Origin of the sequence: Methylobacterium gnaphalii, from assembly GCF_007992215.1 — a bacterium.
GTDB classification, from domain to species: Bacteria; Pseudomonadota; Alphaproteobacteria; order Rhizobiales; family Beijerinckiaceae; genus Methylobacterium; species Methylobacterium gnaphalii.
Genome location: NZ_BJZV01000007.1, coordinates 112167 through 138393 on the forward strand (window position 1 = coordinate 112167; position 26227 = coordinate 138393).

Annotated in this window: 22 protein-coding genes and 2 tRNA genes; 5 read left to right on the plus strand and 19 right to left on the minus strand. The window is 68.0% G+C overall.

Translation table 11 applies throughout. The annotated features are described in order from the left end of the window. The 14 genes from MGN01_RS08640 to MGN01_RS08700 all read right to left on the minus strand — a co-directional run bounded on the left by MGN01_RS08640 (position 1) and on the right by MGN01_RS08700 (position 18983). Positions 1-3384, minus strand: coding sequence for an error-prone DNA polymerase (locus MGN01_RS08640; RefSeq protein WP_147046196.1), 3384 nt, complete (start codon positions 3382-3384; stop codon positions 1-3). Beyond that, the gene (locus MGN01_RS08645) at positions 3381-4937 is read right to left on the minus strand and encodes a Y-family DNA polymerase (protein WP_238257774.1); all 1557 of its coding nucleotides are present in this window, start codon (positions 4935-4937) and stop codon (positions 3381-3383) included. Before MGN01_RS08645 ends, MGN01_RS08640 begins: the two co-directional genes overlap by 4 nt. Continuing rightward, on the minus strand, positions 4828-5622 hold the full coding sequence (locus MGN01_RS24105; protein ID WP_238257772.1) for an ImuA family protein: 795 nt from the start codon (positions 5620-5622) through the stop codon (positions 4828-4830). The genes MGN01_RS08645 and MGN01_RS24105 overlap by 110 nt, the downstream gene beginning before the upstream one ends. A gap of 155 nt (positions 5623-5777) precedes the next feature. After that, positions 5778-6536: a class I SAM-dependent methyltransferase gene (locus tag MGN01_RS08655; RefSeq protein WP_147046199.1), complete on the minus strand. Its 759-nt coding sequence runs from the start codon at positions 6534-6536 to the stop codon at positions 5778-5780. Positions 6537-6819: 283 nt separating this feature from the next. Further along, on the minus strand, positions 6820-8016 hold the full coding sequence (locus tag MGN01_RS08660; protein WP_147046200.1) for a DUF2252 family protein: 1197 nt from the start codon (positions 8014-8016) through the stop codon (positions 6820-6822). 220 nt (positions 8017-8236) lie between these two features. Beyond that, entirely contained in the window at positions 8237-8374 is a 138-nt protein-coding gene (locus tag MGN01_RS23495) for a hypothetical protein (RefSeq protein ID WP_170245907.1), read from the minus strand. Positions 8375-8592: 218 nt separating this feature from the next. Beyond that, a tRNA-Gly gene (locus tag MGN01_RS08665) sits at positions 8593-8666 on the minus strand. 57 nt (positions 8667-8723) lie between these two features. Further along, positions 8724-8807, minus strand: a tRNA-Tyr gene (locus tag MGN01_RS08670). Positions 8808-8926: 119 nt separating this feature from the next. Next, positions 8927-10618, minus strand: coding sequence for a single-stranded-DNA-specific exonuclease RecJ (gene recJ / locus MGN01_RS08675; RefSeq protein WP_238257782.1), 1692 nt, complete (start codon positions 10616-10618; stop codon positions 8927-8929). Positions 10619-10773: 155 nt separating this feature from the next. Then, on the minus strand, positions 10774-12114 hold the full coding sequence (locus MGN01_RS08680; protein ID WP_147046202.1) for an aminotransferase class I/II-fold pyridoxal phosphate-dependent enzyme: 1341 nt from the start codon (positions 12112-12114) through the stop codon (positions 10774-10776). A 251-nt stretch (positions 12115-12365) separates the two neighbouring features. Then, entirely contained in the window at positions 12366-15467 is a 3102-nt protein-coding gene (locus tag MGN01_RS08685; RefSeq protein ID WP_147046203.1) for an efflux RND transporter permease subunit, read from the minus strand. 70 nt (positions 15468-15537) lie between these two features. Continuing rightward, a complete protein-coding gene (locus MGN01_RS08690; RefSeq protein WP_238257770.1) occupies positions 15538-16638 on the minus strand; it encodes an efflux RND transporter periplasmic adaptor subunit in 1101 nt (366 codons plus the stop codon). A gap of 190 nt (positions 16639-16828) precedes the next feature. Then, entirely contained in the window at positions 16829-18046 is a 1218-nt protein-coding gene (locus MGN01_RS08695; protein WP_147046204.1) for an FAD-dependent oxidoreductase, read from the minus strand. Positions 18047-18263: 217 nt separating this feature from the next. Beyond that, positions 18264-18983, minus strand: a complete 720-nt coding sequence (locus MGN01_RS08700) for a cytochrome c biogenesis CcdA family protein (RefSeq protein WP_147046205.1) — start codon at positions 18981-18983, stop codon at positions 18264-18266. Positions 18984-19116: 133 nt separating this feature from the next. On the opposite strand from MGN01_RS08700, the gene MGN01_RS08705 reads away from it, so the two are divergent. Continuing rightward, positions 19117-19314: a hypothetical protein gene (locus MGN01_RS08705; protein ID WP_147046206.1), complete on the plus strand. Its 198-nt coding sequence runs from the start codon at positions 19117-19119 to the stop codon at positions 19312-19314. An 80-nt stretch (positions 19315-19394) separates the two neighbouring features. On the opposite strand, the gene MGN01_RS08710 is transcribed toward MGN01_RS08705, so the two are convergent. Then, the gene (locus MGN01_RS08710) at positions 19395-19613 is read right to left on the minus strand and encodes a hypothetical protein (protein ID WP_147046207.1); all 219 of its coding nucleotides are present in this window, start codon (positions 19611-19613) and stop codon (positions 19395-19397) included. A 433-nt stretch (positions 19614-20046) separates the two neighbouring features. Between MGN01_RS08710 and MGN01_RS08715 the strand changes: the two genes are divergently transcribed. The 3 genes from MGN01_RS08715 to MGN01_RS08725 are packed head-to-tail and all read left to right on the plus strand — an operon-like array spanning position 20047 to position 22459. After that, on the plus strand, positions 20047-20556 hold the full coding sequence (locus MGN01_RS08715) for a DNA polymerase ligase N-terminal domain-containing protein (protein WP_147046208.1): 510 nt from the start codon (positions 20047-20049) through the stop codon (positions 20554-20556). Between the two features lie 14 nt (positions 20557-20570). After that, positions 20571-21722, plus strand: a complete 1152-nt coding sequence (locus MGN01_RS08720) for an acyl-CoA dehydrogenase family protein (RefSeq protein ID WP_147046209.1) — start codon at positions 20571-20573, stop codon at positions 21720-21722. Continuing rightward, positions 21722-22459, plus strand: coding sequence for a PIG-L deacetylase family protein (locus tag MGN01_RS08725; protein ID WP_147046210.1), 738 nt, complete (start codon positions 21722-21724; stop codon positions 22457-22459). The genes MGN01_RS08720 and MGN01_RS08725 overlap by 1 nt, the downstream gene beginning before the upstream one ends. Before the next feature lie 74 nt (positions 22460-22533). Here the strand turns inward: MGN01_RS08725 and MGN01_RS08730 are convergent, their stop codons facing one another. Beyond that, positions 22534-22857, minus strand: a complete 324-nt coding sequence (locus MGN01_RS08730) for a hypothetical protein (RefSeq protein ID WP_147046211.1) — start codon at positions 22855-22857, stop codon at positions 22534-22536. A 131-nt stretch (positions 22858-22988) separates the two neighbouring features. Between MGN01_RS08730 and MGN01_RS08735 the strand changes: the two genes are divergently transcribed. Then, positions 22989-23234: a hypothetical protein gene (locus MGN01_RS08735; RefSeq protein WP_147046212.1), complete on the plus strand. Its 246-nt coding sequence runs from the start codon at positions 22989-22991 to the stop codon at positions 23232-23234. A 45-nt stretch (positions 23235-23279) separates the two neighbouring features. On the opposite strand, the gene MGN01_RS08740 is transcribed toward MGN01_RS08735, so the two are convergent. From MGN01_RS08740 to MGN01_RS08750, 3 genes are all read right to left on the minus strand, one after another. Then, a complete protein-coding gene (locus MGN01_RS08740; protein WP_147046213.1) occupies positions 23280-23522 on the minus strand; it encodes a DUF6894 family protein in 243 nt (80 codons plus the stop codon). Positions 23523-23910: 388 nt separating this feature from the next. Beyond that, positions 23911-24921 carry a GNAT family N-acetyltransferase gene (locus tag MGN01_RS08745; protein ID WP_147046214.1) on the minus strand — a complete coding sequence of 337 codons (1011 nt, stop codon included), beginning with the start codon at positions 24919-24921 and terminating at the stop codon, positions 23911-23913. Positions 24922-25034: 113 nt separating this feature from the next. Continuing rightward, positions 25035-26159 (minus strand): CobW family GTP-binding protein, encoded by a 1125-nt coding sequence (locus tag MGN01_RS08750; protein ID WP_147046215.1) that lies wholly within the window; start codon positions 26157-26159, stop codon positions 25035-25037. Positions 26160-26227: the final 68 nt, after the last annotated feature.

Consider the following 26227-nt stretch of genomic DNA (forward strand, 5'->3'; position numbering starts at 1 on the left):
TCAATGGAAGTCCCGCGACTTCGGCAGGATGCGCATATTGCGCGGATGCCCATGCGGCTCGCGCGGAAGCTGCGGATGGGTGAACTCGTCGGCGCGGGTCAGCTCGATCGGCACCTTGCGGTCACGTGAGAGCCGTCCCAGCTCGGCGCTGCGGTCGAAGGCACGTTCGGTCATCAGGTGCACCACACCCTCCGGACTCTTCTGGACTCGCCCCTCGATCAGCAGCAGCCGCGCGCCCATCACCTCGCGGCGGAAGCGCTCGAAGATGGTCGCCCACATCACGACGTTGGTGACGCCGGTCTCATCCTCGATGGTGATGAAGATGGCGTTGCCCGCGCCGGGGCGCTGACGCACCAGCACTACCCCCGCCGTCCGGCAGAAGGCGTGATCCGGTTTGGCGGCTGTCTCAGCGCAGGTCGAGATGCCCTGTGCCGCGAAGAGCGGCCGCAAGATCTGCATGGGGTGGCCTTTTAAGGACAGCCGGGTGGTCTGGTAATCGGCTGCGATCTGCGCGCCGAAGGACATTTTGGGCAGCGCGACCTCCGACTCGGAGCCGAGCTCTCGCGCATCAGCGGCCGCGAAGAGCGGAAGCGGCTTGTCGCCCGGCATACGACGCACGGCCCAGAGGGCAGCGCGCCGATCAAGGCCGAGGGAACGAAAAGTGTCGGCATCGGCGAGCAGGCGCAAGGCTCGCGCGGGCAGGCGGCTGCGCAGGGCGAGGTTTTCGATATCGGCGAAACCGTCGCCACGGGCCGTGACGAGGCGTGTCGAATCCGCCTCGGCGAAGCCGCTGACCTGCCGGAAGCCGATTCTCAGGGCGAGTTCGCCCTTCGCATCGCGCTCCAGCGTGTTGTCGTGGTGGCTGTGGTTCACGTCGATCGCGCGGATCTCGACGCCATGCTCGTGGGCATCGCGCACGATCTGGGCCGGCGCGTAGAAGCCCATCGGCTGCGCGTTCAGCAGGGCGCAGGCGAAGACCGCCGGGTGGTGCCATTTGATCCAGGACGAGACGTAGACGAGCTTGGCGAAGGAGGCGGCATGGCTCTCGGGAAAGCCGTAGGAGCCGAAACCCTTGATCTGCTCGAAGCAGCGCTGCGCGAAATCCCGCTCGTAGCCCCGCGCCACCATCCGCTCGACCATTAGTTTTTCGAAGCTGCCGATGGTGCCGACGTGGCGGAACGTCGCCATGGCCCGGCGGAGCTGGTTGGCCTCCACGTCCGAAAACTTCGCGGCGACCATGGCGAGGCGCATTGCCTGCTCCTGAAAGAGCGGCACGCCCTTGGTTCGATTGAGCACGTGATAGAGCTCGTCGTGATCCCCGTGCTTCGACCCAGGCGAGGGAAACTCCACCGGCTCGATCCCGGCCCGGCGGCGCAGATAGGGATGCACCATGTCGCCCTGGATCGGGCCAGGCCTGACGATCGCGACCTGGATGACGAGGTCGTAAAATTTCCTCGGCTTCAGCCGTGGCAGCATGTTCATCTGCGCACGGCTCTCGACCTGAAACACGCCGAGCGAGTCCCCTCGCTGCAACATGGCGTAGACGGCATCGTCATGCCGGATGTCGGCGAGGCCGAGATCCTTGCCTTTGTGCTCGCGCAACAGGTCGAAGGCCTTGCGGATGCAGGTCAGCATGCCGAGCGCCAGGACATCGACCTTCATGAGCTTGAGTTCGTCGATGTCGTCCTTGTCCCACTCAATGAAGGTGCGCTCCGGCATAGCCGCGTTGCCGATCGGCACGATCTCGTCGAGCCGATCGCGGCTCAGCACGAAGCCGCCGACATGCTGCGAGAGGTGGCGCGGAAATCCGAGCAGCCGCCTTGCGAAGGCGATGGCACGGGCGATCGACGGGTTGTCCGGATCGAGCCCCGTCTGGCGGATATGCACGTCGCTGATGTCGCTGCCGAAGCTTCCCCACTGGGTCGAGGCGAGACGAGTGGTGACATCCTCGGTGAGGCCGAGGACCTTGCCGACCTCGCGCATAGCGCTGCGTGGACGGTAGCGGATTACGGTCGCCGCGATCCCAGCCCGGTGGCGTCCGTAACGCTCGTAGATGTGCTGGATGATCTCCTCGCGCCGCTCGTGCTCGAAATCGACGTCGATGTCGGGCGGCTCGCATCGCTCTTCGGAGAGGAAGCGGGCGAAGAGCAGATCGTGCTCGTCCGGGTCGACCGCGGTGATGCCCAGCGCGTAGCAGACTGCAGAATTGGCCGCCGAGCCGCGGCCCTGGCAGAGGATGCCTTTGTCCTCGGCGACTCGTACGATGTCGAGGATCGTCAGGAAGTAGCGGGCGTAGTCGGCCTTGGCGATGAAGGCGAGTTCCTTACGCAGCTGCGTCTCGACCTTTCCCGGGACGCCCCTGGGATAGCGGATCGCGGCGCGCCGCCAGGTCTGCTCCTCAAGCCAAGCCTGCGCGGTCCAGCCCGGTGGTACCGGCTCGTCGGGATAATTGTATTGCAGCTGCACGAGCGAGAAATCGATCCAGTCGAGAACGGTCCTCGTCTCGGCGACTGCCTCAGGCGCAGTTCGAAACAGACGGGCCATCTCTGTTGGCGACTTGAGATGCCTCTCGGCATTGGCTTCGAGCCGGCGCCCTGCATGCTCGATGGTCACGCTCTCGCGGATGCAGGTGAGCACGTCCTGCAGATCGCGCGCGGCGGGCGTATCGTAGAGCGCGTCGTTGAGCGCCAGGATCGGAACCTGCGCCTGCCTGGCGATCCGCTGGAGGCGGGCCAGCCGGCGCAGGTCGTCACCACGCCGATGCATCACCACCCCAAGCCAGACGGCGCCCGGCGCCGCTTGCGCGATCCGCGCGACGGTCTCGGCGAGCCCATCGAGCCGGCGCGGCGGCATGATGATGAGGAGGAGGCCAGCCGGATCAGCGAGGAGATCGTCGAGATGCAGGATGCACGCGCCCTTCACGGCGCGGCGGTTGCCGAGGGTGAGCAGGCGACAGAGACCGCCCCAGCCCGCTCTGTCGACGGGGTAGGCGATCACGTCCGGCGCGCCGTCGGCGAAGGCGAGGCGCGCGCCGACGACCAGCTTGAACGCCGCAGCACGCTGCCTGAGCTCTTCCTGCGTGAAAGGGATCGCAGGTGCCAGCGGATGCTCGATGAAGACGAACTCGCCCGGCCCGGACCCCTCTCGCAGTTTATCGGGCAGCGGCAGGCCCTCTGCCTGCAGTTCCTTAAGGGCACGATGGGCGCGAACGACCCCAGCTACGGTATTGCGGTCGGCAATGCCGATGCCGCTCTGCCCAAGGAGGAGGGCCGCCAGCACCATGTCCTGCGGTGTCGAGGCGCCGCGTAGGAACGAGAAATTCGTCGCCGCCGCGAGCTCAGCATAGGCTGGCGGAGCGGGCGGCTCGTTATCCTGTCCGCTCATGCGAACAGGCCGTGCAGATACCAGCGCGGCGCGTCGGTCTCGCTGCCGTAGAGACCGGCGCGAAACAGCCAGAAGCGGCGGCCTTCCTCGTCCTCGACCCGGAAATAGTCGCGCGTCGGCACCTCGCGCCGGCGCCACCACTCGGCAGAGATCCGCTCCGGCCCCTCCGCCCAAACGACACGATGCAGCACGTGCCGCCAGCGGAAGCGGATCGGCGGCCCGTCCGGCACTTCGGCTAGCGTCTCGATAGGCTGGGCTGGCTCAAAAAGCTGCAGGGGCCGAAGGGGCGGATCGCCCGGTTCGGCCAGCGGCCAAGCGATGACTGAGGCGGGAGGAGCCGAGGCCGGCAGGAGCCGAGCGGCACGCACGGGATGATGCGTATCGACGGGCGTGAAGCGCAGAACCCGCGCCGAGCCGAAGCGCGCGACCAACCGGTCGATGAGATCGGAGACCTCGGCATCGGTCAGAATCTCGCCGTCGAGGCGGACCTGCACCGGCGCCAGAGGCTCGGCGACCAGCACTGCGAGGCGGATCAGGTCGAAGCCGTAGCCGGGGTCGAGGGGATCGGCGAGAGTATCGAGACGCTCGTGGAAGAGAAGCAGGATTGCGGAGGCATCCCGCGAGGGCCGGCTGGTCTCGACGGCGATCCGCCTGACATCTCCATCGGAACGAAAGAAGCTCGCCTCGAAGGCCCGGCCGCCACGTCCGGCCTTTTCGAGGGTGTCGGCAGCACGCTGGACCAGGTGCCGCAGGGTGGTCTCAATCACGTGCACCTGGGTGACGGGTTCGGTGAAACGCTCCTCCTCGCAGCAGGCAGGGAGAGGGCGCAGCGGCGTGATCCGCGCATCCTCTCGGCCAAGCAGGCGCCCCAACGCGCGGGGCAAGCCCGCGCCGAACCGGGCTGCGAGGGGTCCGCTCGGCAGATCGGCGAGATCGCCGATGCGCTTGAGACCGGCGAGGGAGAGCGCTGCGCGGTCCGTCTCCGGCAGCCACAGGGCCGCCACGGGCAGGGGGCGCACCGCCTCCTCTTCCCAACCCGGCGCGACGACTTTAGCCGGACCGAAGCGGGCAAGGGCGCGGGCAGCTTCGGGCGTGCCGGCGAGGGCGCCCCGGGTCGAGATACCCCCGCGCCGGAACGCGGCGACGACCCGCTCGCGCAAGGCAGCCTCGCCACCGAAGAGATGCGTGCAGCCAGTCACGTCGAGGATCAGCCCGTCGGGCGAGGCGAGGGCGACGAGAGGCGTCCAGCGCTCGCAGGCCTCCGCCATGCGGCCGAGCAGGGCCGCGTCCTCGGCCGGGTCGTGCTCCAAAGCCGCAAGATCCGGAATGCGGGCGCGGGCATCGGCCAGCGTCATGCCCTGGCTCAGGCCGAGCGCCAGCGCCTCTCGGCTGACGGCCGAGAGCCGCAGGGCACCCTTGACGGATTGCGTGAAAACGAGGGGCTTAACCGGCCCGCCGCAAGAGTGCAGCGTCCTGCGCCGCCACCGGTCGATGGGCAGGAACGGAAACCACAGGGCAAGGTAGCGACGCGAGTGCGAAGGCGGCGCTGTCACGATCCCACTCCACCCTCCAGCTGCGCCGGCTGAGCCCAGCCCGATGACGCAACAACGTGATTTTGAAAGCCGGTCGTCCCGGCGCATTCGCCTCCAGAGGCACGGAGGCCGTGGAGGCGACGCTCCAGCGGCTCGCTGCTGCGCTCGGGGCTGGTTCGGCTTGAAGCCGGATCATCACCAGAGTCACGCCCGAGGCGGAGGCCGCCAGTGCCAGTCGCCTGCTCGCCTTCAGATCGAGAACCTTCGGCTCACCCCAGATCTCCATGATGGCGGCGCCGATGGCGGCACAGCGCGCCGCTTCGGCCACGGCCCGCAGGGCAGCAGTCGGGTCTCGGGCACGCACCAGAATCAGGCAGGCCGGGTCGAGACCGAAGGCGGCAAGGCCGGCGCCGTGGATCTGGCCCGTCTCTAAGCTGACGAGATCCTGCCGCGTCCAGACAAGGGGACGTTCGCCCGCAGCACGCCCTGCCATTCCAAGCCCGAACCCCGCCGCCGCAGCGGCATCCGCGACCCGCTCGGCATAGACCTCGTGCAGGGAGCCGCGTGCGAGACCGCCGCCAAGCCAGCCGTCGAGATCCGGTAGTCCGAAGCGAAAGCGATTCGTTGCTGCCAGCGCATCCCCAGGTTCGAGGGCCGAGACAGCACGACGCAGCTCAGACAGGGCAGGGGGGCGAGCCGGGGTCATAAATGTTCCTGATTTGTTCCTTATAACGGCTCGGCTAATGAGCGAGAGTCAAGCTTCACCTACCTGTGGATCAGTGTGGATGAATCCGAAGCGCGCACCGTTTCCCACAGAGTGCGCTTAAGGCCGCACGGACAGTTATCGGCCTAGACGGCGAGCTACGCGAACGCCGTGGCGGCGCGCTTGCGCAGCAGCAGATGATAATCACCTTTCCGCACGTTCGTGCGGTGGGCCAGCGCAAGGTTCATAAGATTGGTGATGCCGTCGACGATCTTACCGAGCGTCGGCCGCCGGGTCCGCATCTCGGGAAAACGCGGGCTTTCGTAGACGCGCTCGTAGACCGTCTCGAAGCCGTGACGGGCCATGTAGGCCGCGAGCCGCTGCGGCAAAACGAGCGGGTGGTAGTGCACCCGGAACGGCCCAACGCCCGGCGTCCCGGCCCGTTTCTCACCCATGACGGTTCGATAGAACCAGACGTGGAACCAGTGCGGCGAGTATTTGGTGACGAGGCCCGAGAGCGAGAATGGATGCGGCGCCCCGATCAGGAGCAGGCCGCCCGGCCGCACAGCTTCAGCGAACCGTTCGAGCGCGCCGGGAACGTCTGGCAGATGCTCGATGACGTTGTAACAGGTGACGAGATCGATGCTGGCGGGCGGAAGGCGATGGCGCTGGATGTCGCCACAAATCTTGGTCCTGGCGTAGCGGTTGTTGGCGATCTGGGTCGGATCGATATCGACGACAGTGATATGCGCACGCCGCAGCAAGTCTGGCGGCAAGAACGAGGCTGCACCACCGCCGGCCTCGTAGATCGCGAGATCCCCTATGGGAAGAAGCGCCTGAAGCGTCTCATGAACCCGCGCCAAGCTCGCCCCAGCCTCACCCGGTGGACACACGACGTCGGGGCTCGCGTCGCTCATCGTAGCCCGATCGCTTGTCGCATGTGCGAGTGTCACAGCCGATAACTCCGGGCCGACGTCTCAACGAGATACTGAACTTCCATCCGCCGACGATTTTCCATCTCTCGGCAATCGAAGGCAATCAAACCGGCGAAACACCTCGCATTAAGACTAATCGGCGCGCGATCCCGGCCGGCCCGTATCGCGCCGTCCGACAGACAGAGCTTCCTCCGCATCCTCGACATCGCTAAACCCAAGAGACGCTCGTAAGGACCGGCCCCACTTCCCTGCACAGGCACGCCCGTCAGGCGGCGGCAGCCGCGTAACGGCGGCAATGGTCGAGGTAGCCGACCTCGTGCCGCCCAGCGAGCTCGACCACGCTCGACCAAAGCCAAGACGGCGCCTCCTCGCCACCGGACCGCGTGACCTCGCTGCGCCAGCCGGAGAGGGTCAACTCATCCATCTGCCGGCCATGTGCCTTGCCGACCACATAGGCCAGGTAATGCGCCGCCCGCACCGCTTCCTCTCTGCTGAACTGCTCGATGTCGAGCTTCAGGTCCTGAGGCGCCAGCTCGCGCATCACTACTGGCAGGCCGAGGAGGTGCACTGCCAGCATGCGATCCCCCAGATGCGGCGAGAGCGCCTGTGCCCCAGCCACCACGCGCTCGGCCGCATCCCGCGGCATCTCGGCGCCTGGAGCCGCTGGGGCGGCGGCCTCGACCGCTTGCTTGAGATCGACGAGCGCAAGGCGGCGCTTGCCCTCTGGCTCTGCGATGCGGACGAGCGTGGCGTAGCGGAGGAAGCCGAGCGAGCTGCAGCCTTTCATCCAGTAGGCCGCGTCGATCAGCCGAACATCGGCTTCTTTGCTGCGGCCATTGAGCGCCAGTATCAGGCGGCGGACCTCATGGCGGCCGAACAGGTCGTCCAGCGCGGCGCGCTCCTCGGCGTCGAGCGCCCAGAACTTGCGGCCGAGCGGAATGGACGGATCCGCATCCTTCAGGCGTTCGCGCGCGAGGTGCTTCCAGTGGCGGCCCAAGGCGCGACGGCGTACCGTACGCACCACATCCGGCTCGGGCGGTGCCTCGTCGGCCTCCGGGGCGCCCAGTCCCAGCGCATAACCCCGAACCATCTCCTGGAGCATCTGGGCCGTGACGACGCCGGGCAGGTCCGAGCCGCGGGCCGCGCTGGCCAGCGACAATCCGAGGCGCACGAGGTCATGGGTCGGATTGCCGATCACCGTCTGATCAAGGTCACGGACCTGAACCTCGACCCGACCATCCGCATCGGCGAGGGGGCCGAGGTTTCCAAGATGGCAATCCCCGCAGATCCAGACCGATGGACCTTCCGGCAAGGCCCCACGGCGGAGGCCGGCCAGCCACTCGTAAAACTGCAGGGTGTTGCCGCGGACATAGGCATGCGCCGACTTGGCCATCTTGAGACTGCGCTGCCGCTCCAACGCCACCGTGCGCTTCTCCGGACTGTAGCCCTCATCGTGACGCATCGAAGAACCTTCAACCAACTGCCGCCCCAAGGCGCGCCACGGCCAAGACGCATCCTCGATGCCCATGGGCAAGGGAGCCGCGCGCGACGTAACGCCTCTGATGGGAATAATAGGTACTGCTCAGCCGTATCCGCCGCGGCAGACGCACAGCCTCTTACGAGCCGGGTTTGCCGCCCGGCAGCCTCAGGGCCACTATCCCGAGGACGATCGACGTGGCGAACTACTTGCTCTTGCCGCCCTTTTTGCCGAGCTCGGCTTGTGCCGAGGACGACGTGCGTGGGTTCGACTTACCTTCCCGGCTCGCTTTGGCATTCGCCTTCCTAGCCGTCGCACTGCCGTGCCCCTTCTTCTCCGTCATGCTGCCCTCCTTCGGGATGACCGGCAATGCCAGGCTTGCCGATCGGTTCCGGAACGAGTTCGGTCATACGGACGGCTAGCGAGACGGTGCCGCTGCGAGGCGGTATCGTAAAATTGGTCGTCGCAACCGTTCCGAGAACAGCTCACTGGGTGAGGAAGAACAAGGAACGCCAAATCAACGAAGCCGCTGAATTCGCAAGGCCTACCGGAGATTTAGGATGGAGCGGGTGAAGGGAATCGAACCCTCGTATTCAGCTTGGAAGGCTGCTGCTCTACCATTGAGCTACACCCGCATGCAGCGCCGGATAGCATGGCGCCGAAGCGTTGAGAAGGCACTGGTCGGGCTGGTTTGGTGGGGGAAGTAGGACTCGAACCTACGAAGCTTACGCAGCGGATTTACAGTCCGCCCCCTTTGCCGCTCGGGACATTCCCCCAAACCGCAGAACCGCCAGCCATGGAATGGTCCGGCGGTCTCGACAGGGCGTCCTTATGGTGAGCGCTCCGACAGGTGTCAACAGGATCGAGCGTCCGCGCGGCGTTGCGGAAGACGGTGTCACTCCGGTGCCGCCAGATCGCAGATGCGCAATTGCGCGCGTTCCGCGCCCCGCCAGCGATCGACCGACAGCGTGCCGGCGACGTGGAACTCGGCGCCGACGCCGTTGAGCAGGGCTGCACCGAGCGGTCCCTGCGCGACACGGAACGCGATGGCACCGATGGTCTGGCCGTCGCGGCTGCGCAGGCGGGCACGAACATGGCCACTGCCGACGACGGCCGCGTCGACGAGACGGTGGCGGGGGAGGGCGAGCACAGGCTCCGGCGCTCCTTGGCCGAAGGGGCCGGCACGCTGGATGGTCTTCACGAGTTCGGCCGTCGCGCCGCCGGCGCTGACCGTGCCGTCGACGAGCAGCGCCTCCGCCTCGCGGGCTGCGGTGACCGCGGTAGCGAGCGCGGTGGCGAGATGGGCGGTGAAGGCGGAGAAGTCCGACGAGGGCAGGGTGACACCGGCCGCCATAGCGTGGCCGCCGCCTTTCAGTGCGATTCCGGCCTCCACTGCCGCATGGACCGCGCGGCCGAGATCGGCCCCGAGGATCGAGCGGCCGGAGCCGGTCGCCGTGCCGTCGGGCTTCACCGCGAAGGCGAAAGCCGGGCGACCGAAGCGCTCCTTCAACCGGGCCGCGATCAGCCCGACAATGCCGGGATGCCAATCGGGCGAGCCGGTAACGAGCACGGGCCTGTCCGGATCGCCCGCAAGGTCGCGGTCCATGGCAGCCTCCGCCTCCTCGACGGCAAGCGCCTCGATGGTCTGGCGCTCACGGTTGAGCCTGTCGAGCTCGGCGGCGATGCGGGTGGCCTCCATAGCATCTGCGGTACCCAGCAGCCGCGTACCGAGACCGGAATCACCGATGCGACCACCGGCATTGATGCGCGGGCCGACGAGGAAGCCGAGATGCCAAGCCTCCGGCGGCTCGCTCAACCCCGCCGCGTCGAGAAGGGCGGCCAGACCGGGGCGGCCGCGCCCGCGCATCACGGCGAGACCCTGCACCACGAAGGCGCGGTTCAAGCCGAGGAGAGGCACCACGTCGGCCACGGTGGCGAGCGCCACGAGGTCGAGAGCATCGGTGAGCGCGGGCTCGTCATGGTTCGCGAAGGCCCCAAGACCACGCAATCGCCGATTCAAGGCGACGAGAGTGAGAAAGACCACGCCTGCCGCGCAGAGATGGCCAAGGCCCGACAGGTCGTCGAGACGGTTCGGGTTCACTAGGGCTACGGCCGGCGGCAGATGCTCGGTCGCCGCGTGGTGGTCGAGCACGATGGTGTCGAGGCCGAGCGTCTTCGCCGCTTCGAGCGGAGCGTGGCCAGCGGTGCCGCAATCGACGCAGACGAGGAGACGAGCACCGCCCTCAGCGAGGCTCGTTACCGCCGCGACGTTGGGGCCGTAACCCTCGGTGATGCGGTCGGGGATCCAGATCTGAACCGGCACGTCGAGGTTGCGCAAATAGCCCGCGAGCAAGGCGGCGCTCGCCGCGCCATCGACGTCGTAGTCGCCGAAGATCGCGACCGACTCGTGGGTGGTGACAGCGTGGGCGAGCCGGTCGGCGGCGGCCTCCATGTCGACCAATACGGCCGGGTCCGGCATCAGATCCCGGAGCTTCGGCGCCAGGAATTTATCGGCTTGATCTGGCCTGACGCCGCGCGAGGCGAGGATACGCGCGAGAAGATCCGGCAGTCCGTGCGCCTGTGTCATCGTCGCAGCGAGCGCGTGCAACGATGGATCGGTGCAGCGTTCGCGCCAGGGCCGGCCGAGGACCGAGCGCGAGACGTCGAGGAAGTTTCGGGGCTGAGCGGCGATCACCAGCGCGGATATAGCTGGAAATCGCGCCGGTCATCAGAGCCCTCGGCTCACGCCGCCATCGCCAGCATCTGCGAGCGCGATTCCTCGACAGCCGCCATGATCCGGGCCTCGTCGACCGCAAGCTTGATCGACTTCACCGCGTGGCGAATGTTCTCGTCCGAATGGCCGGCCATGACCTGGAGGCGGAAGCGGGCGGCGCCCTTGGCGACCGCCGGGTATTCGACGAGATTGGCGAGCAGGCTCAGGCTGGGCAGCCGGCGGCTGACCATGCGGGCGATGCTCTCGCGGCCGACCCTGGCGCAGACAATGGCCGAGGGGTCGCCGTAGACGTCGAGGCCAGCATCCGCGAATTGCGTGCGTAGGCTGACGATGTTGCGCATCAGCGCCTCGCGCAGAGCCTTGCCCTCGGCCGAGGCGACGATGTCGAAGGCCTTGCCGATGACGGCGGTTTGGACAGGCGACAGGGCGTTCGAGAAGGTCGTCGAGGGACTGTAGTAGCGCAGGTATTCCTTGATCGCGCGGCGGTTGGTGGCAACGAAGCCGCCATTCGAGGCGAAGGTCTTGGAGAAGGACCCCATCACCAGATCGACTTTGCCCAGCATGTTCTGGATGCCGATATGGCCGCGGCCGTCCTCGCCCATTGCGCCCAGATCGTGCGCGACGTCGACCATGAGCGTCGCGCCGAACTCGGTGCAGAGTGCCTGCATCGCAGCGAGGTCTGGCGTGTCCGAGTCCATCGAGAACAGGCCCTCGGTGATCACCATGATGCCGTTCTGCGTGTCGCGGGCTCGGATCCCCTCAAGCTTCGCGCGACAATGCTCGAGGTCGAGGTGGCGGAACAGCGAGATGTTCTGGGTGGAGGCGTTGGCGCCCTCCTGCAGGCAGGTATGGGCCAGCGCGTCCATGACGATGTGGTCGGCCGAGCGCACGAGGCCGCGGATGACGCCGTAACCGGCGGCCCAGCCGGTCGGGTAGAGGACGAGCTCTTCCATCTGGAGGAAGTCGGCAATCTTGCGCTCGAGGGCGACGGAGCTCGCGGTGTTGCCGACGAGCACGGCCGAGCCGGCACTGTGGACGCCGAAGCGCTGCACCGCGTCGGCAGCGACAGAAGCGATCTCCGGATGCGAGGCGAGGCTGAGATAGTCCTGCGAGGAAAAGTTGATGCCTTCGAGCGGGTTGCCGCGATCGTCGCGTGCCTTGCAGGCGGTGCCGGGGCGGGTCTCCGTCGAGCGCGAGTACGGCCAATAGCCGTTCTGCCGCCGGCCTTCCTGCCAAGCGAAGAAGCCGTCACCGCGCGCCAGCAGGTCAGGGCCCGACGGAACGCGGAAATCGCGCGCGCTGCCGGTGAGGCCCGATCCCGTCACGTAGGTCTTGCCGCTGATGCTCATGTCGTGCCCGCCTGTCGCGCTTGTTCTTGCGCGTGATGGAAAGAATTTTGCGGGAGCAGATTGATTTTGGCTTAATTCTCAAAGTGGTAGCCGCGGCGAGGTCGAACGCGATTAATGGATGACTTCGGGAAATGGTTTCGACTTACGCAAATCGCCGAGGAAATATTCAGGGTTATCAGATCGTTTTAATCGCGTTGTTAGGTTGAATCTGGCCCAACCCTCTCCCTCTGTGGGAGAGAATTCTTCCCTCTTCACATCCCGACAGGTTCAACGGCCAACCAGGCCTTGCGCGTCGTGACCCTGAGCGGCGCCCTCACGCGGAACCAAAGCGCGTAGAGCGCCGGCAGGAACAACAGCGTCAGCACGGTGCCGACACCCACGCCGCCGATCAGCACGTAGGCCAGCGCCCCCCAGAACACGGAGTGGGTGAGGGGGATGAAGGCGAGCATCGCGGCAAGCGCCGTGAGGATCACGGGGCGGGCACGCCGCACCGTGGATTCCACGATGGCGTCGTAATCCGAGAGACCGGCGGCCTTCTCCCGGTCGATCTGGTCGACGAGGATCAGGGTGTTGCGCATCAGGATGCCGGAGAGCCCGATGAGGCCGAGGATCGCGTTGAAGCCGAAGGGCTGACCGAAGGCGAGGAGCGTGGGGACCGCGCCGCACAGGCCCAGCGGAGCGGTGGCGAGCACCATGAACATGGTCGAGAACGAGCGCACCTGGAACATGATCACGGCGAGCGTCACCACCAGCATCAGCGGAAATACCGCCGCCAATGCCTCCTGCGCCTTGGCGCTGTCCTCGACCGAGCCGCCGGTATCGATGCGATATCCCGGCGGCAGGCCGGCTTTGATCGGGGCGAGCTTGGGCAGGATCGCTGCGGTGACGTCCGGCGGCTGGCGGCCGTCGCGGACATCGCCCTCGACGGCGATGCAGGGCTCGCGGTCGTAGCGTTTGAGGACTGCGTCCTCAGTGCTGCTGACGAGTCGGGCGACCTGGGAGAGTGGCACGGCCTTCCCGTCGCTCGTCACCAGGGTCATGCTGCCGATCGCGCCAAGCGTGCGGCGCTCGGCGGCGGGGCTGCGCACCACCACGTCGACGGGGCGCAGGTTCTCGCGGACCTGCGTGGCGGGGGCGCCGTTCAGCATGGTCTGAAGCTGCGTGGCGGCGTCGCGCGGTGTCAGGCCGATCAGGCGCAGGCGCTCCTGGTCGAAGGCGAGGCGCAGAGTCGGCGTCTTGTCGCCCCAGTCGAGATGGGTGAGGCGCATATCGGGATTGGCGGCGACCACGTCGCGCACCTGCGCCGCGATCTTGCGCAGCTCGTCGAGATCGGGGCCGATCACGCGGAAGAGAACCGGGTAGCGCACCGGCGGCCCGAACACGAACTGCGTCACCCGCACCCGCGCCTCGGGGAACATCCCGTTCTCGACCATGCGCCGCGCCTTGAGCTTGAGCGCGTCGCGGGCGTGACTGTTCTCGGTGAGCACCACGATCTGCGCGAAGGCCGGATCGGGCAATTCGGGATCGAGCGGCAGGATGAAGCGCGGCAGGCCCTGGCCGACATAGGCCGTGACGATCTTCGCCTCCGGCTCAGCCCGGAGCGCGTCCTCGATCCGCTTCACCGAGGCGTCGGTGACGTCGAAGGCCGTGCCCGGCGGCAGGTTGACCTCGACGATCAGCTCCGACCGATCCGAGTTCGGAAAGAACTGCTGCTCGACGAGGCCGGCGCCCGCGGCCGCGAGCAGGAACAGGCCGAGCGTCGCACCGGCAACGAGCCGCTTGCGGTCGACGCAGAGGCGCACCAGCCGGCGCAGGCGTTCGTAGTGCCGCGTCGCGTAGATCGCGTCGTGGCCGCCCTCGACCATCTTGATGTGCGGCAGCAGCTTCACGCCGAGATAGGGAGTGAAGGTCACGGCCACGACCCAGCTGACGACGAGCGAAAACGCCACCACCCAGAAGATGTTACCGGCATATTCTCCTGCAGTGGATCGGCCGAAGCCGACGGGCAGGAAGCCTGCGATGGTGATGATGGTGCCTGACAGCATCGGCAGCGCGGTGGTGCCCCAGACATGGGTGGCGGCGCTGATCCGGTCGGCGCCTTCCTCCATGCGCACCACCATCATTTCGATGGCGATGATGGCGTCGTCGACGAGGAGCCCCAGCGACAGGATGAGCGCGCCGAGCGTGATCCGGTCGAAGTCGCGGCCGGTGGCCAGCATCACCACGAAGACGGCCGAAAGCGTCAGCGGCACCGCGAGCGCCACGACGATGCCCACGCGCAGGCCGAGCGTCATCAGGCTGACGATGACGACGACGGCGAGTGCGGTGAAAAACTTCACCATGAACTCGTCAATCGACTCGTCGATCACCTTGGCCTGATCCGAGATCTTTTCGAACGTCAGGCCGGCCGGGAGCCCCGAGCGGATCGCCGCCTCTTCCTTCGAGAGGGCCGCACCGAGGGTGAGGCCGTTGGTCTGAGGCTTCATGACGAGGCCGAGCAGCAGGGCCGGCTCGCCGTCGTTGCGAATCAGAGCGCTCTTCGGATCCTCGTAGCCGCGGGTGACCTCGGCGACGTCGCCGAGCTTCACGCTGCGTCCGCCGGCAGCGAGGGGAACGGCCTTCACCGCCTCGATCCCCTCCAGCGCCCCGTCGAGGCGCAGATAGGTGCGCGGCCCCGCCGTCTCGACGAAACCGGCAGGCGTCAGGTCGTTCTGCGCGGCGATGGCTGCGAACAGCGCCTGCCCGCTGATGCCGAGCGTGGCGAGGCGCTGATAGGAGATCTCGACATAGATCCGCTGTGCCTGCTCGCCGAGGATGTTGATCTTGCCGACGCCCGGCACCCGCAGCAGACGCTGGCGCAGCTCTTCCGCCTGCACCACGAGATGCCGGTGCGGCATGTCCCTGGCCTGGAGCGCGTAGAGCGCGAAGTAGACGTCGGAAAACTCGTCATTGACGAAGGGGCCGACCACGCCGCGGGGCAGGGCGCTGGCCTGGTCGCCCAGCTTCTTGCGGGCCTGGTAGAACTGGTCGGGCACCTCATGGGCCGGCGTGCCGTCCTTGAGGTTGAGCTTCATCATCACGATGCCGGGACGCGAGGTGGTCTCGACACGGTCGTACCAGGTCAGCTCCTGCAGCCGCTTCTCGAGCGGATCGGCGACCTGGCGCTGCATCTCCTCGGCCGTGGCACCAGGCCAGGCGGCGGAGACGACGATCGTCTTTACGGTGAAGGAGGGATCCTCGGCGCGCCCGAGCTTCACGAAGGCAAAGAGCCCCGCGCCGATCGTGGCGATGATCAGGAACAGCGTGATCGCCCGCTCGCGGACGGCCAGCGCCGAGAGATTGAAGCCGCTCATGGCAACGCTGACGGATCTCGTGTGGACGGGCCCAGCCTCGCCCTCCCGTCGAGGGCAGTCGAGAACGCCCTCACTCCGCCATCTCCGCCACGCGGTCGGCCGCGACGCGCACCAGTTGTCCGCCCTTCAGTAGATGTGCGCCGAGTGCGACGATGCGGTCGCCTTCACTGAGGCCGAAGGCGATGTCGGCGCTCTCCTCGCGCATGCGCGTCACGAGCACCGGCTGGGCCGAGACGGTGTGCCGGTCGGGATCGATCTTCCAGACGGAAGGCCCCCCGCCGCTATCGAAGATCGCGGCGAGCGGCACGGCGAAGCTCGCATCGTTGCCGCGCAGGCTCGGCTTGAGGGCGATGGTGACAGTGGCACCGAGCGGGGCGGATTCGCCGGCGCCTTCCAGCACGTAGCGGGCGCGGTAAGTGCGGGTGACCGGATCGGCCACGGCCGAGAGTTCGCGCAGATGCGCGGGGAACGCTGCATCGCGCCCAGCATAGAGCGTGGCCGTGGCCTCGGCCTGTGCCATGCGCTCTGCCCCTTCGGGCAGGAAGACCTCCGCCTCGCGGGCTCCGTCGCGGGCGAGCCGCACCACGATCTGCCCGGCGCCGACGACCTGCCCCGGCTCGGCCGGCACCTCCATGACGACGCCGTCGGCATCGGCCTGGAGTTCGGCATAGGCGGCCTGGTTGCCGATCTGGCTGGCCTGGGCCTCGGCGGCCGAGAACTGCGCCGCGGCAGCATCGGCCGAGGCCTTGATCTGGTCGTAGGCCTGGATCGAGACCCAGCCCTCGGTGGCGAGCTTGCGACTGCGCTTCTCGTCCGCCGCCGTCTTAACCATCTGCGCGCGGGCTGCGTCGACCGTGGCCTTGGCCGATTGCAATGCCAGGGTGAAGTCGGCGTGGTCGAGCCGCATCAAGGGCTGTCCACGCCGCACACGCTCGCCCGGATCGACCAAGCGCTCGGAGATCTTGCCGGCAACGCGAAAGCCCAAAGCGGTCTCGATCCGCGCGTGCACCACGCCGGTGAAGCGTTGCGCGCCGGTGCCGGCCGTCGCCACGACGAAGCTGCGCACCAGCGGCGGCGGCGGCCCGCTGGAATCCGGCCCGCACGAAGCGAGCGTGAGCGCCGCCAGAGCCGAGACGGGGGCCAGCCGCGCGAGACGCGGAAATCGTACCAACGAACTGGCCTCCTCGGCCGATCGCCAGACAGGCGCGACCGAGGGGGATCTTTCCAAATTCGTGTTTACGCCGGGCTAACGCCAAGGTTGAGCGCAGTCTTGTCCCGGGCCGTTTCGCCAGGTTCGCGCCGGCGAGCGCAAGCGGCATTCGACACGGCCTCGAAGGAAACCATCGGTGGCGGCCTCGTCGTCACGCTGCCGGCAGTTCCACGTGCTCAGGCTGGAAGCCCAGGCCGAAGATCCGTGCGGGCAGACGCTGCAGCAGGGGGATCCGGTTGATCAGCCGCAGCGCCAGCGGCGGTTCGAGCGGCTCTGCCGACTTGTCGAGCACACGGGCGATGAAACGATCCTGCATGAACCGCTGAACGGCCTGAGTGCGTTTGGCTGCCGGCAGGCGCCGGGCCTGAACGCGTGCGAGATCGTGTTCCGTGACGCGCCCCTCGCGCAGCGGGACCGCGAGAAGGTTCGCTGCGGCCACCGCGTCCTGGATCGCGATGTTGATGCCGACGCCGCCGATCGGCGACATGGCGTGGGCGGCATCGCCGATGCAGAGCAGCCCCGGGCGGTGCCAGCGCTTGAGACGGTCGACGACGACGGTCAAAAGCTTCACCGTGTCGAAGTCCTGTATCTCATCGACGCGATCGGCGAGGAACGGTGCCAGGGCTGCGACCCCCTTCCGAAAGGCAGCGAGACCCTCTGCGCGGATCGCCGCGTCACTCCCCTTGGGCACGACGAAGGCGCATTGCCAGTAGTCGCCTCGATCGATCGTCACGAGCAGGTGCCCGCGACCGAACCACCCGCCACCGCCCTCGCCATCGCTGTCGCGGCGCGACAGCCTGAACCAGAGCACGTCCATCGGTGCGCCGAAGGCCTCGCCTTCCAGCCCAGAACGGTCGCGCATCAGCGAATGGCGCCCATCAGCCGCGATCACGAGATCCGCATTGATCGCGGTCTCACCCTCCGGCGTCCTTGCGCGGACCCCGACAATGCGGCCGTCCGACTCGATGAGATCGACGGCCTCGGCCTGCATCAGCAGACGAAACCGCGCGTAACGCCGCCCTGCCTTGGCCAGAAAATCAAGGAAGTCCCATTGCGGGATGAGCGCGATGAAGCGGTGCTTCGTCGGAAGATGCCGAAGATCCGCGATGCGAAAGCTGTTGCCGGCGATCACCCCCGTGAGCGTCTCGATCTTTCGGTGGGGCAGGGTCAGGAAGGCATCACCGAGACCCAACTCGTCCAACACCGCAAGTGTCGACGGGTGGATCGTATCCCCCCGAAAATCGCGCAGAAAGTCCTGATGCTTTTCCAGGACGGCGACGGAAACCCCGGCACGCGCGAGCAGCAGACCGGCCATCATCCCAGCCGGGCCGCCCCCGACGATGCAGGCTTGCACTGAGAGGGTGCGCATGGTGCTGGCCTCTCCTCAGATACCGATCGGACAGAGCGGCGAGTCGGCCGCGGGATCACAAACATGATGATGTGCGAACACGAGACTACACCGCCGAACGGCAAACCACATCCTGTCGTGCGGGGGCCATAGCCAGCGGCGCAGTTCGGGACCGGGGTCCGAACCAATCGCACACATCATCGGAATCGAACGGCACCGCGCGTCGGGTTCTTGGCCCTCAGAACCGCGTGGACAGCCGGGTCAGCCAGTCGGGCGAGGCATCGACCAGGGCAGCCTCGATCGCCTTGTCGGTGCCCGACACGATGGTCAGCCCAATCACCACCAGGACGACGCCGAGCCCCACCTTCAACCCCTTGCCGAGTCGCATCATTCCGTCCCGTCGGCGCATCAGTACCTCACGAGAAAGGGTGCCGGCAACGAGGAGCGGCAACGCGGAGCCGAGGCCGAAGACGAGCATGGTCGCGGCGACGCCGCCGAGATCGCGGCTCTGCGACGCGAGAAGCGAAGCCGCGCCGAGCGTCGGCCCAACGCAGGGGCTCCAGACCGCGCCGAGCAGCAGTCCGAGGCCGAACTGGCCGAGAAGGCCGGCCTTGGAGAAGCCGCCGAAGCGCCGCTCCGTCCAGTCGCTCAGCGGTCCCAAGGCACTGGTGAGACGAGTCTGCAGTGCCGGCAGGATGAGCACGAGCCCGACGAGCATCATCAGGACGGCCGCGGCGAAGCGGAACACGTCGGTGTCGAGCCCGAGCGAGAAGCCGATCGTGGCAACGAAGAGCCCGATCGCCACGAAGGAGATCGCCAGCCCCGCCGCCAGCACCGCCGGTCCATAGCGATGCTCGCCTGCGGCCGCGCCCAGCACCAGGGGCAACAACGGGAGCACGCAGGGCGACAGGACCGAGAGGATGCCGGCGAGAAAGGCGAGCCCGAGGGTGGTCAGCATGGCTCCGTCATCGCTGCGCGCAGGGGTTCGACGCGCTTCGGCGCATCCGGACAAGTACAGCACTGAGCGGTTCGCTGCATGGAACTGCGCGTTCCGGCTTGGTTCGGGAGCGCTGCCGTGTCATGGAACTGGCATGAGCGACAACGAGACCTACCCCTACACCCTCGAGATCATCCCGCCGAAGGCCGAGGGAGGCTCCTATCAGTGGGCGATCCGCAAGCACGGCAAGATGGCGCAGCGTTCCGACCGCAACCACCATTCCGAGGCCAAGGCCCGCGAGAACGGCATGGCGCAGATCGAGAAGCTGCTGGCCGGCGTCGGCGACCGCTGAAGCCCCATGAAGACGCGGCGGCCCGACCGGCTGCCGCGCTTCGACCTACGCGTGATCGAAGCTGAGGATCAGAGCCGGGCTCAGCCGGGCTCCTCGGCTCGGCTCGGCGCGGCGACCACGACATTCGCCGAAGGCGCGGTCGCCTGCGCAGGCGTGTCCTGCATCGCGACATGGAAGCCGATCACCGGTGCGAAGACGAGCGTCAGCATCAGGATGACGAGGATCAGCACGGAATGGTCTCGCGCCGGCTCGACCGCGCCGTCACCTGTCCCGCGTAGCAGGATGTTGGAAGCGTTCATGGCTCACCTCGTTTTCGACCAGCCGCCAGGGCCGGTCGCGGGCGAGCCGGACCAGAGGATCAGGCGCGCTTGACGCGGACGGCCACGGGCGGCGTGGTCGATCGACTACTGTCGTCTGGCATCGGGTTTGATGGTCCTGTTGAGCCCACGCGCGGCGTTAGCTGACGCGGACATGAGGGCAACGTTCGATTGCGGGAGAAGTTCGCGCAGGTCAAGCCATGCGCCGGACGGAGCGGCCTCGCGGCGCGGGCCGTCCCGGCACAGTGGCGATTTCGTCACCGGCGCAGAACTCTCAAGCCCGGCTCCGAGTTGTGGTCGGTCATGCCGGCGCCCCATCCCGGCCCGCCGGAGTGTCCGATGACGCTGGACGACAGCCGAAGTCCACCCCCGTTCAGGACCGGTGCTCCTGGCGCGCCGCTGGTGCCGCTCGTCGATGGCTGAGCGCGGCGCCCTCCGCTACCGCGTGCAGAAGCACGCCGCGCGCCGGCTGCACTACGATTTCCGGCTGGAGCTCGGCGGGGTCCTGAAGAGCTGGGCCGTGACGCGCGGGCCGAGTCTCGTCGCGGGCGAGCGCCGCCTCGCCGTCGAGGTTGAGGATCACGGGTTGGACTACGCCGATTTCGAGGGCGTGATCGCCCCTGGCCATTACGGGGCCGGGGTTGTCCTGCTGTGGGACCGCGGCAGTTGGGAGCCCGAGGGGGACCCCGTCGCTGCGCTCGCCTCGGGCTCGCTCTCCTTCACGCTGCACGGGCAGCCACTGACCGGCCGCTGGCGGCTGATGCGGATGAAGCTGCGCCCGCGCGAGCGCCAGGTGTCCTGGCTCCTGGTCAAGGCGCAGGACGGCGCGGCTCGGCCGCCCGACGCGCCCGACATCCTGGACGAGCAGCTACGATCGATCGCCACCGACCGCACGGTCGAAGAGATTGCCGCGGAAGCGCCTTGAGAACAGCAGACGCCATGGACCAGAGAACTCCGCTCAACCTGGCCTACGACGCCGTCGCCGCCGCGCGGCAGGTCGCGGCGACCGCGGCCCGGCGCGCAGCAGAGCAGGATCGCGACGACGGCTTCCCGGCCGAGGATGTCGCCGACCTCGTTCGCCTCGGGCTGCTTGGAGCGCCGATCCCGTCCGAGCACGGGGGCGCCGGCCTCGGTGAAGAAGCGGGGGCAGGGCACCTCGCCGAGGTGCTGCGCCTCGTCGGCTCCGGCAGCCTCGCCCTCGGCCGGGTCTACGAGGGCCACGTCAACGCGCTCCAACTCATCGCCCAGTACGCCGATGGCGGACAGCGCCGTCGTCTGTATGCGGATGCGCGCGACGGACATCTCTTCGGCGTCTGGAACACCGAGCCCCCGGAGGGTGGCCTGACGATCGAGGATGGCCCGGGCGGCCTCGCCCTGGGCGGCGTGAAGACCTTCGCCTCCGGTGCCGGCTTCGTCACGCGCGCGCTGGTCACGGGCCGGCGGCGCGGCGAGGCTGAGCCCCTGATGCTGGTCGTCCCGCTGGAGGCCGGCGCCCGTGCCGACCTCTCGCAGTGGCGCGCGCATGGCATGCGCGCCTCGGCCACCGGCACGGTCCGTTTCGACGGCCTGATCGTGGCGGCGAATGCGGTGATCGGCGGCGCGGGCGACTACCATCGCCAGCCGGTCTTCTCCGGCGGGGCGTGGCGGTTCGCGGCGGTTCAGCTCGGCGGGATCGAGGCGGTGTTCGACGCCTGGCGCGCGCATCTCGTGCGGCTGGGGCGGGGCGCCGACCCGCATCAGCTCGCGCGGCTTGGCGAGGGCGCGCTCGCGGCCGAGGGCGCACGGCTCTGGGTGACGCGCGCCGCCGCGATCGCCTCGGACGCCGCGCTCTCCCCGGAGCGCGGCGTCGCCTACGTCAACCTCGCTCGCCTCGCAGTCGAGAAGGCCGGTCTCGACGTGCTGCAGCTCGCTCAGCGCTCTGTGGGCCTCCAGGGTTTCCTGCGCGGGCATCCGCTGGAGCGGCTGTCGCGCGACCTCGCCACCTATCTCCGCCAGCCGGCGCCCGACCGCGCGCTCACCACGGCGGCGGCGGAGCTGCTCGCCGATGCCGCGCCGGCGGGCGAACTCTTTGCCCGTACTAGCCTGCCCTGATGCGCGCCGACGCGTTCCTCGCGGCCGCCGAGGCCCTGCCCTTCGCCGATCTCGACACGCTGACCGGGGGACGTGGCCTGGTCGTGGTCGCGCCGCATCCGGACGACGAGAGCCTGGGCTGCGGCGGCCTGATCGCACAGGCCTGCGCGCGGGGCCTTCCGGTCCGGCTCGTGGTGGTCAGCGACGGCGTCGGCTCGCACCCCAATTCCCCGAGCTACCCGCCGGCCCGGCTGCGGGCCCTGCGCGAGGCAGAAACCCTCGCAGCCGCAGCTGTTCTCGGGCTCTCAGCGGAGCATGTCCACTTCCTGGGCCTGCCCGACCGCCACGTGCCGGCAGCGGGTCAGGCCGCCGAGGACGCGGCCGAGGCCATTGCCGCAACGGCCCGGGCCTGCGGGGCGGGCAGCCTTTTCGTGACCTGGGGCCATGATCCCCACTGCGATCATGCGGCCTCGGCCGCTCTCGCGGCGATGGCGGTGCGGCGCCTCGGGTCGGTGCGCCTGTTCACCTATCCCGTCTGGGGCTGGACCCTGCCGGCCGAGACGGAAGTGGGGCCACCACCGCGCGGCATACGCCTCGATGTCGGCCGACAGCTCCTCACGAAGACCACTGCCATCGCCGCGCACCGCTCGCAGACGACGAGCCTCATTGATGACGACCCGCAGGGCTTTCGGCTCGACGAGACGATGCTCGCCCGCTTCGCGCGGCCTTTCGAGATCTTTCTAGAAGCGGAAACCTGAGCCGGTAGAGAAGAAGCGCCCTTCAGAGCAAGGCGTCCTAAGTCTTTGTCTAAGGGCGCCTGCAACAGCACCGTTCAAGCCGCTCGCAGCAGCTTGAACGGTGATAGAAGCCGATCGAGGAGTTTGGGCTCCTGCATCGAATGGGATGAGCCAGCGACCGGTGCCGGCTGCGCGACCGTATGCTCCTGTGCCTGGAGGCGAGCGATAACGTCCTCGGCGAAGCACGGCAGCGCGATCCGATACTCCTCCAGGAGCAGCACGCCCCGGCAGAACGCCATCACCTCCTGCTCTGTCGGGCGAGAGCCGACGACATAGGCCGTCATCATCCGCTCCCCGAGGGTAGCGACCAGCGCGGCGACGTCCGTGACTCCCCACCGTTGCGCCTGCTGTCCGGACATCGCTCCTGCTCCCGATCCGCCGTTCCTCACAGGAGTATCGAGGACGAAACCTGAACGGCCGGACAGGCGCCGGGACCCGCACCGCCCCTTTCCGCGTAATCCACAGGCTCAACCACGATCACGAGATGACCATGCCCGAGACCTTCGACGAGCTGGCACGGCAAGTCGCCCAAAACCCCTCCGTCGAGGGATCAGCTGCAATCCTGGTCCGGGGCATCGCCGCACGCATCGCGCAGGCGCGCGCCGGGGGCACCGACCGGCCGCTCGACGACCTGATCGGCGGGCTCGAGGCCGCTGCCGATGCGCTGTCCTACGCGGTGGCGCAGAACACTGCGGCCGCCGCCTCGACGGATGCGGGCGGCGACAGCGAGGCCTGATCGGGCCCGGCTGTCGGACCGCTCGCGGAGTGGGAGCAGCCTAGGCTAGGCGGTCTCGAGCGACTCGAAGTCGAGGGACAGGTGCGCGCGAAGCAGGATGCGGTCGGCTTCGTCGCGGACGATCACGAACAGGTCTTGCCGATCCTCGTCGGCGCTCATGTCCCTGGCATAGCGGGACACGACGCCGAGCAGGCGTGCACGAACGGCGTCGGCGTCTGGCACGTCGAACCCGACGCGGTCCTTCACGAAGTTCGCGCCGTCGTGCAGATCGATGAAGTAGCGCGGCATCTGGCTTGAGCGGGGCAGGTGATGCCGCGTCAGATGAGAACAACCCAGCCAGATTACGATGGGCGTCGAGGTCGCAGGGGCGCCTGACTGCACGACGCCGAAGACTCAGCGCAAGCCGTGGCCGTCGCGTTCCGATCAACCTTGCTGCGGTTCCGTCACAGGTTGAGGGCCACAAAGGTCGCTGCGATGCAGAGGGCCATCACGGCCGCACAGCCCGCGCAGAGCAGCACCATTTCGCCGATCTCCCCCTACAGCGCACCACGCGCATTGCATGATGAATTCAAGGTAGCAGAACCTGGAATACGGACAATCTGAAACTGTCAGGTTTCGTACAGAAGTTGTCCCTGTCCTGGCTTGGCTGTCGACGCCATGATGGGCGGCAAGTGTCTCACGCCAGACCCACCGCGCCGGCACGCTCCACCCCAGTAGAGAGGGTGATCTCGATGTCGACGGTGCGCGCTTGCGCTGGTCCGGCCTCGTCGAGGTTGACGGAGCGCCAGGTCACGCGCTTGCCCTCACAGCCGAGACGGATCGCGCCGGAGACGACCTCGCCCCAGGCAGAGTTCAGCTCGACCTCGATGAGGCCGCGGCGGGCGAAGAGGCGGGAGACGACACGCAGGGTCGAGGCGATGGCAGGGTCGGGCAGGATCGGGCGGCGCGAGCGTTGGACATCCAAGAGCAGGAAGCGCTCGACGGCGTCCCGGATGGCGTCGGGACCGGTGATCCGTTCGACGCACGAGACGGTCTCACGGCTTGCCAGCGTCACGAACTGACCCTCTGGGATCGAGGCCGGCGCCCGGCACGTCTCGATCCGAAATCGCGGGTCGGCGCGAAGCGCCGCGACGAGACCGCCAGAGGCCTTGAGGCCCGTGAGCCTCAGGCCGGTCCTCGAGCGGGTCCGGGCGAGATGGCCGAGCACCGCCTCGACCGCGTCGGGGACGCCTTCATCGTCGAAGACCGGCTCGACGAGGCGAGGCGAGAGCGGAGCATGCCACAGCGAGAGGGTCGTGCCGCCGCGGACTGGCCCCGGCAGGGTAAGCGGGATCACGCCGCGAAGCCGCTCGATGCCGTTCTCGCTGGTAGCGTAGGCCATGGCGAAGGCGACACCACCGGTATTGCCGCGCGGCACGTGCAGGGCCGCCGTCGCAAGGAAATCGGGGTCAGAGAAGGGGTCGAGGCCCGTTCGGCGCGCAGCCAGCGCCCGCCATTCCTCGATCTCCGCATCATGCAGCTCCGAGGGCCGGCGCAGTATCACCCGCCAGCCGCCGGGGGCCTGGGCCTCGGTCACCGGCGCATCGCTCACCAGGGCCAACCAGGGGCGTCCCTCGCCCTCGGCAGCGCTCGCGCGCGGCGCCGTCTCGGGCAATCCGCCCTGGATGATGGTGAAGCGTGGTGGCATCGATCCGTCCCGATCCGCAGCACCGGCTGTCCCGTTGCGGGACGGAGGGCCGGTGTGCCCGTGAGCACGGAGTTAAGGTTTCAAGAACGGTGCCGATTCAATTCGTCCTGAAATCAGTCGTTGGGAATCGCGAGCGGGTTGTCCGTGAGCGCCGCCGCATCGGGCGCGTCAATGCGCGGGCGGCCGAGGAACGCGTCCCAGATTTTCTCGACGAATGAGGGACTTAGATCGCGCACGATCAGGACGAGCCGGGAGCGGTGGTCGGCGTCGGGCCAAGCATCCAGCGTCACCGGCGCGTGGACGACGTGCTGGACGCCGTGCACCACCACCGGCCGCTCCGGATCGTCGGCCATGGCCACCAAACCCTTGAGCCGCAACAGCTTCGGCCCGTGCGCCGAGCGGATCAGGTCGAGAAACATCTCGAAGGCCGGGCGCGGCACGGGCGTGTCGCTGACGAGGTGGAAGGCCCGGATCGCGGCATCGTGCCGGTTCACGTCGTGCTCATGGTGATGATGATGCCCATGATGTTTGTGGGGATCATGGTGATGCCCATGGCCCGTCCCAGCTTCGTCCTCCTCACCGAGCCAGGCCCGCACGTCCGCGCTTTTCCCGTCGAGCCCGAAGAACCCGCCGAGCAGGGTCTCGGCGGCGACGTCCGGCCCCGCGAGCGTGGCGTTGGGGTTGAGCGCGCGCAGCCGTGCCGCGAGCGCGTCGGGCGCCGCACCCGGCAGGTCGGCCTTGGTCATCACCAGGGTATCAGCGACGGCGGCCTGGCGGAGGGCTTCGGGGTGCGCGTCGAGGGTCGAGGCGCCGTTGACCGCGTCCACCACGGTGACGACGCCCTGCAGCCGGAAGCGCAGCGACAGATACGGGTGCGCGATCAGCGCGTGCAGGATCGGCGCCGGGTCGGCGAGGCCGGTGGTCTCGATCACGACCCGGCGGAACGGCTTGATGCGGCCATTGTCGCGCTTCCGCAGCAGGTCTTCGAGCGCCGAGATCAGGTCGCCGCGCACCGTGCAGCACAGGCAGCCGGCGCCGAGCAGGATCATGTCCTCGTCGATCGTCTCGACGAGCAGGTGATCGAGCCCGATCTCACCGAACTCGTTGACGATCACGACGGTGTCGGCGAGCGCCGGGTCCTGCAGCAGGCGGTTCAGCAAAGTGGTCTTGCCCGCTCCGAGGAAGCCCGTGAGCACGGTCAGCGGAATCGGCGTCGGGCGGCCGGCGGGTTCGGACATGGAGGGCGTGGTCCCGGTGGAAGCGTCAGCGGGAGATAGGCGGCGCGCGCGCGCACCGCCACTCCAGC

What these genes read in the sequence shown, in the direction of transcription:
- MGN01_RS08715 (WP_147046208.1), top strand. Translation starts at nt 20,047, where the DNA reads ATGGCTGAGCGCGGCGCCCTCCGCTACCGCGTGCAGAAGCACGCCGCG.
- MGN01_RS08680 (WP_147046202.1), bottom strand. Translation starts at nt 12,114, where the DNA reads ATGAGCATCAGCGGCAAGACCTACGTGACGGGATCGGGCCTCACCGGC.
- MGN01_RS08710 (WP_147046207.1), bottom strand. Translation starts at nt 19,613, where the DNA reads ATGAACGCTTCCAACATCCTGCTACGCGGGACAGGTGACGGCGCGGTC.
- MGN01_RS24105 (WP_238257772.1), bottom strand. Translation starts at nt 5,622, where the DNA reads ATGACCCCGGCTCGCCCCCCTGCCCTGTCTGAGCTGCGTCGTGCTGTC.
- MGN01_RS08735 (WP_147046212.1), top strand. Translation starts at nt 22,989, where the DNA reads ATGCCCGAGACCTTCGACGAGCTGGCACGGCAAGTCGCCCAAAACCCC.
- MGN01_RS08660 (WP_147046200.1), bottom strand. Translation starts at nt 8,016, where the DNA reads ATGCGTCACGATGAGGGCTACAGTCCGGAGAAGCGCACGGTGGCGTTG.
- MGN01_RS08640 (WP_147046196.1), bottom strand. Translation starts at nt 3,384, where the DNA reads ATGAGCGGACAGGATAACGAGCCGCCCGCTCCGCCAGCCTATGCTGAG.
- MGN01_RS08740 (WP_147046213.1), bottom strand. Translation starts at nt 23,522, where the DNA reads ATGCCGCGCTACTTCATCGATCTGCACGACGGCGCGAACTTCGTGAAG.
- MGN01_RS08695 (WP_147046204.1), bottom strand. Translation starts at nt 18,046, where the DNA reads ATGCGCACCCTCTCAGTGCAAGCCTGCATCGTCGGGGGCGGCCCGGCT.
- MGN01_RS08720 (WP_147046209.1), top strand. Translation starts at nt 20,571, where the DNA reads ATGGACCAGAGAACTCCGCTCAACCTGGCCTACGACGCCGTCGCCGCC.
- MGN01_RS08745 (WP_147046214.1), bottom strand. Translation starts at nt 24,921, where the DNA reads ATGCCACCACGCTTCACCATCATCCAGGGCGGATTGCCCGAGACGGCG.
- MGN01_RS08655 (WP_147046199.1), bottom strand. Translation starts at nt 6,536, where the DNA reads ATGAGCGACGCGAGCCCCGACGTCGTGTGTCCACCGGGTGAGGCTGGG.
- MGN01_RS23495 (WP_170245907.1), bottom strand. Translation starts at nt 8,374, where the DNA reads ATGACGGAGAAGAAGGGGCACGGCAGTGCGACGGCTAGGAAGGCGAAT.
- MGN01_RS08700 (WP_147046205.1), bottom strand. Translation starts at nt 18,983, where the DNA reads ATGCTGACCACCCTCGGGCTCGCCTTTCTCGCCGGCATCCTCTCGGTC.
- MGN01_RS08730 (WP_147046211.1), bottom strand. Translation starts at nt 22,857, where the DNA reads ATGTCCGGACAGCAGGCGCAACGGTGGGGAGTCACGGACGTCGCCGCG.
- MGN01_RS08685 (WP_147046203.1), bottom strand. Translation starts at nt 15,467, where the DNA reads ATGAGCGGCTTCAATCTCTCGGCGCTGGCCGTCCGCGAGCGGGCGATC.
- MGN01_RS08725 (WP_147046210.1), top strand. Translation starts at nt 21,722, where the DNA reads ATGCGCGCCGACGCGTTCCTCGCGGCCGCCGAGGCCCTGCCCTTCGCC.
- MGN01_RS08750 (WP_147046215.1), bottom strand. Translation starts at nt 26,159, where the DNA reads ATGTCCGAACCCGCCGGCCGCCCGACGCCGATTCCGCTGACCGTGCTC.
- recJ (WP_238257782.1), bottom strand. Translation starts at nt 10,618, where the DNA reads ATGACACAGGCGCACGGACTGCCGGATCTTCTCGCGCGTATCCTCGCC.
- MGN01_RS08705 (WP_147046206.1), top strand. Translation starts at nt 19,117, where the DNA reads ATGAGCGACAACGAGACCTACCCCTACACCCTCGAGATCATCCCGCCG.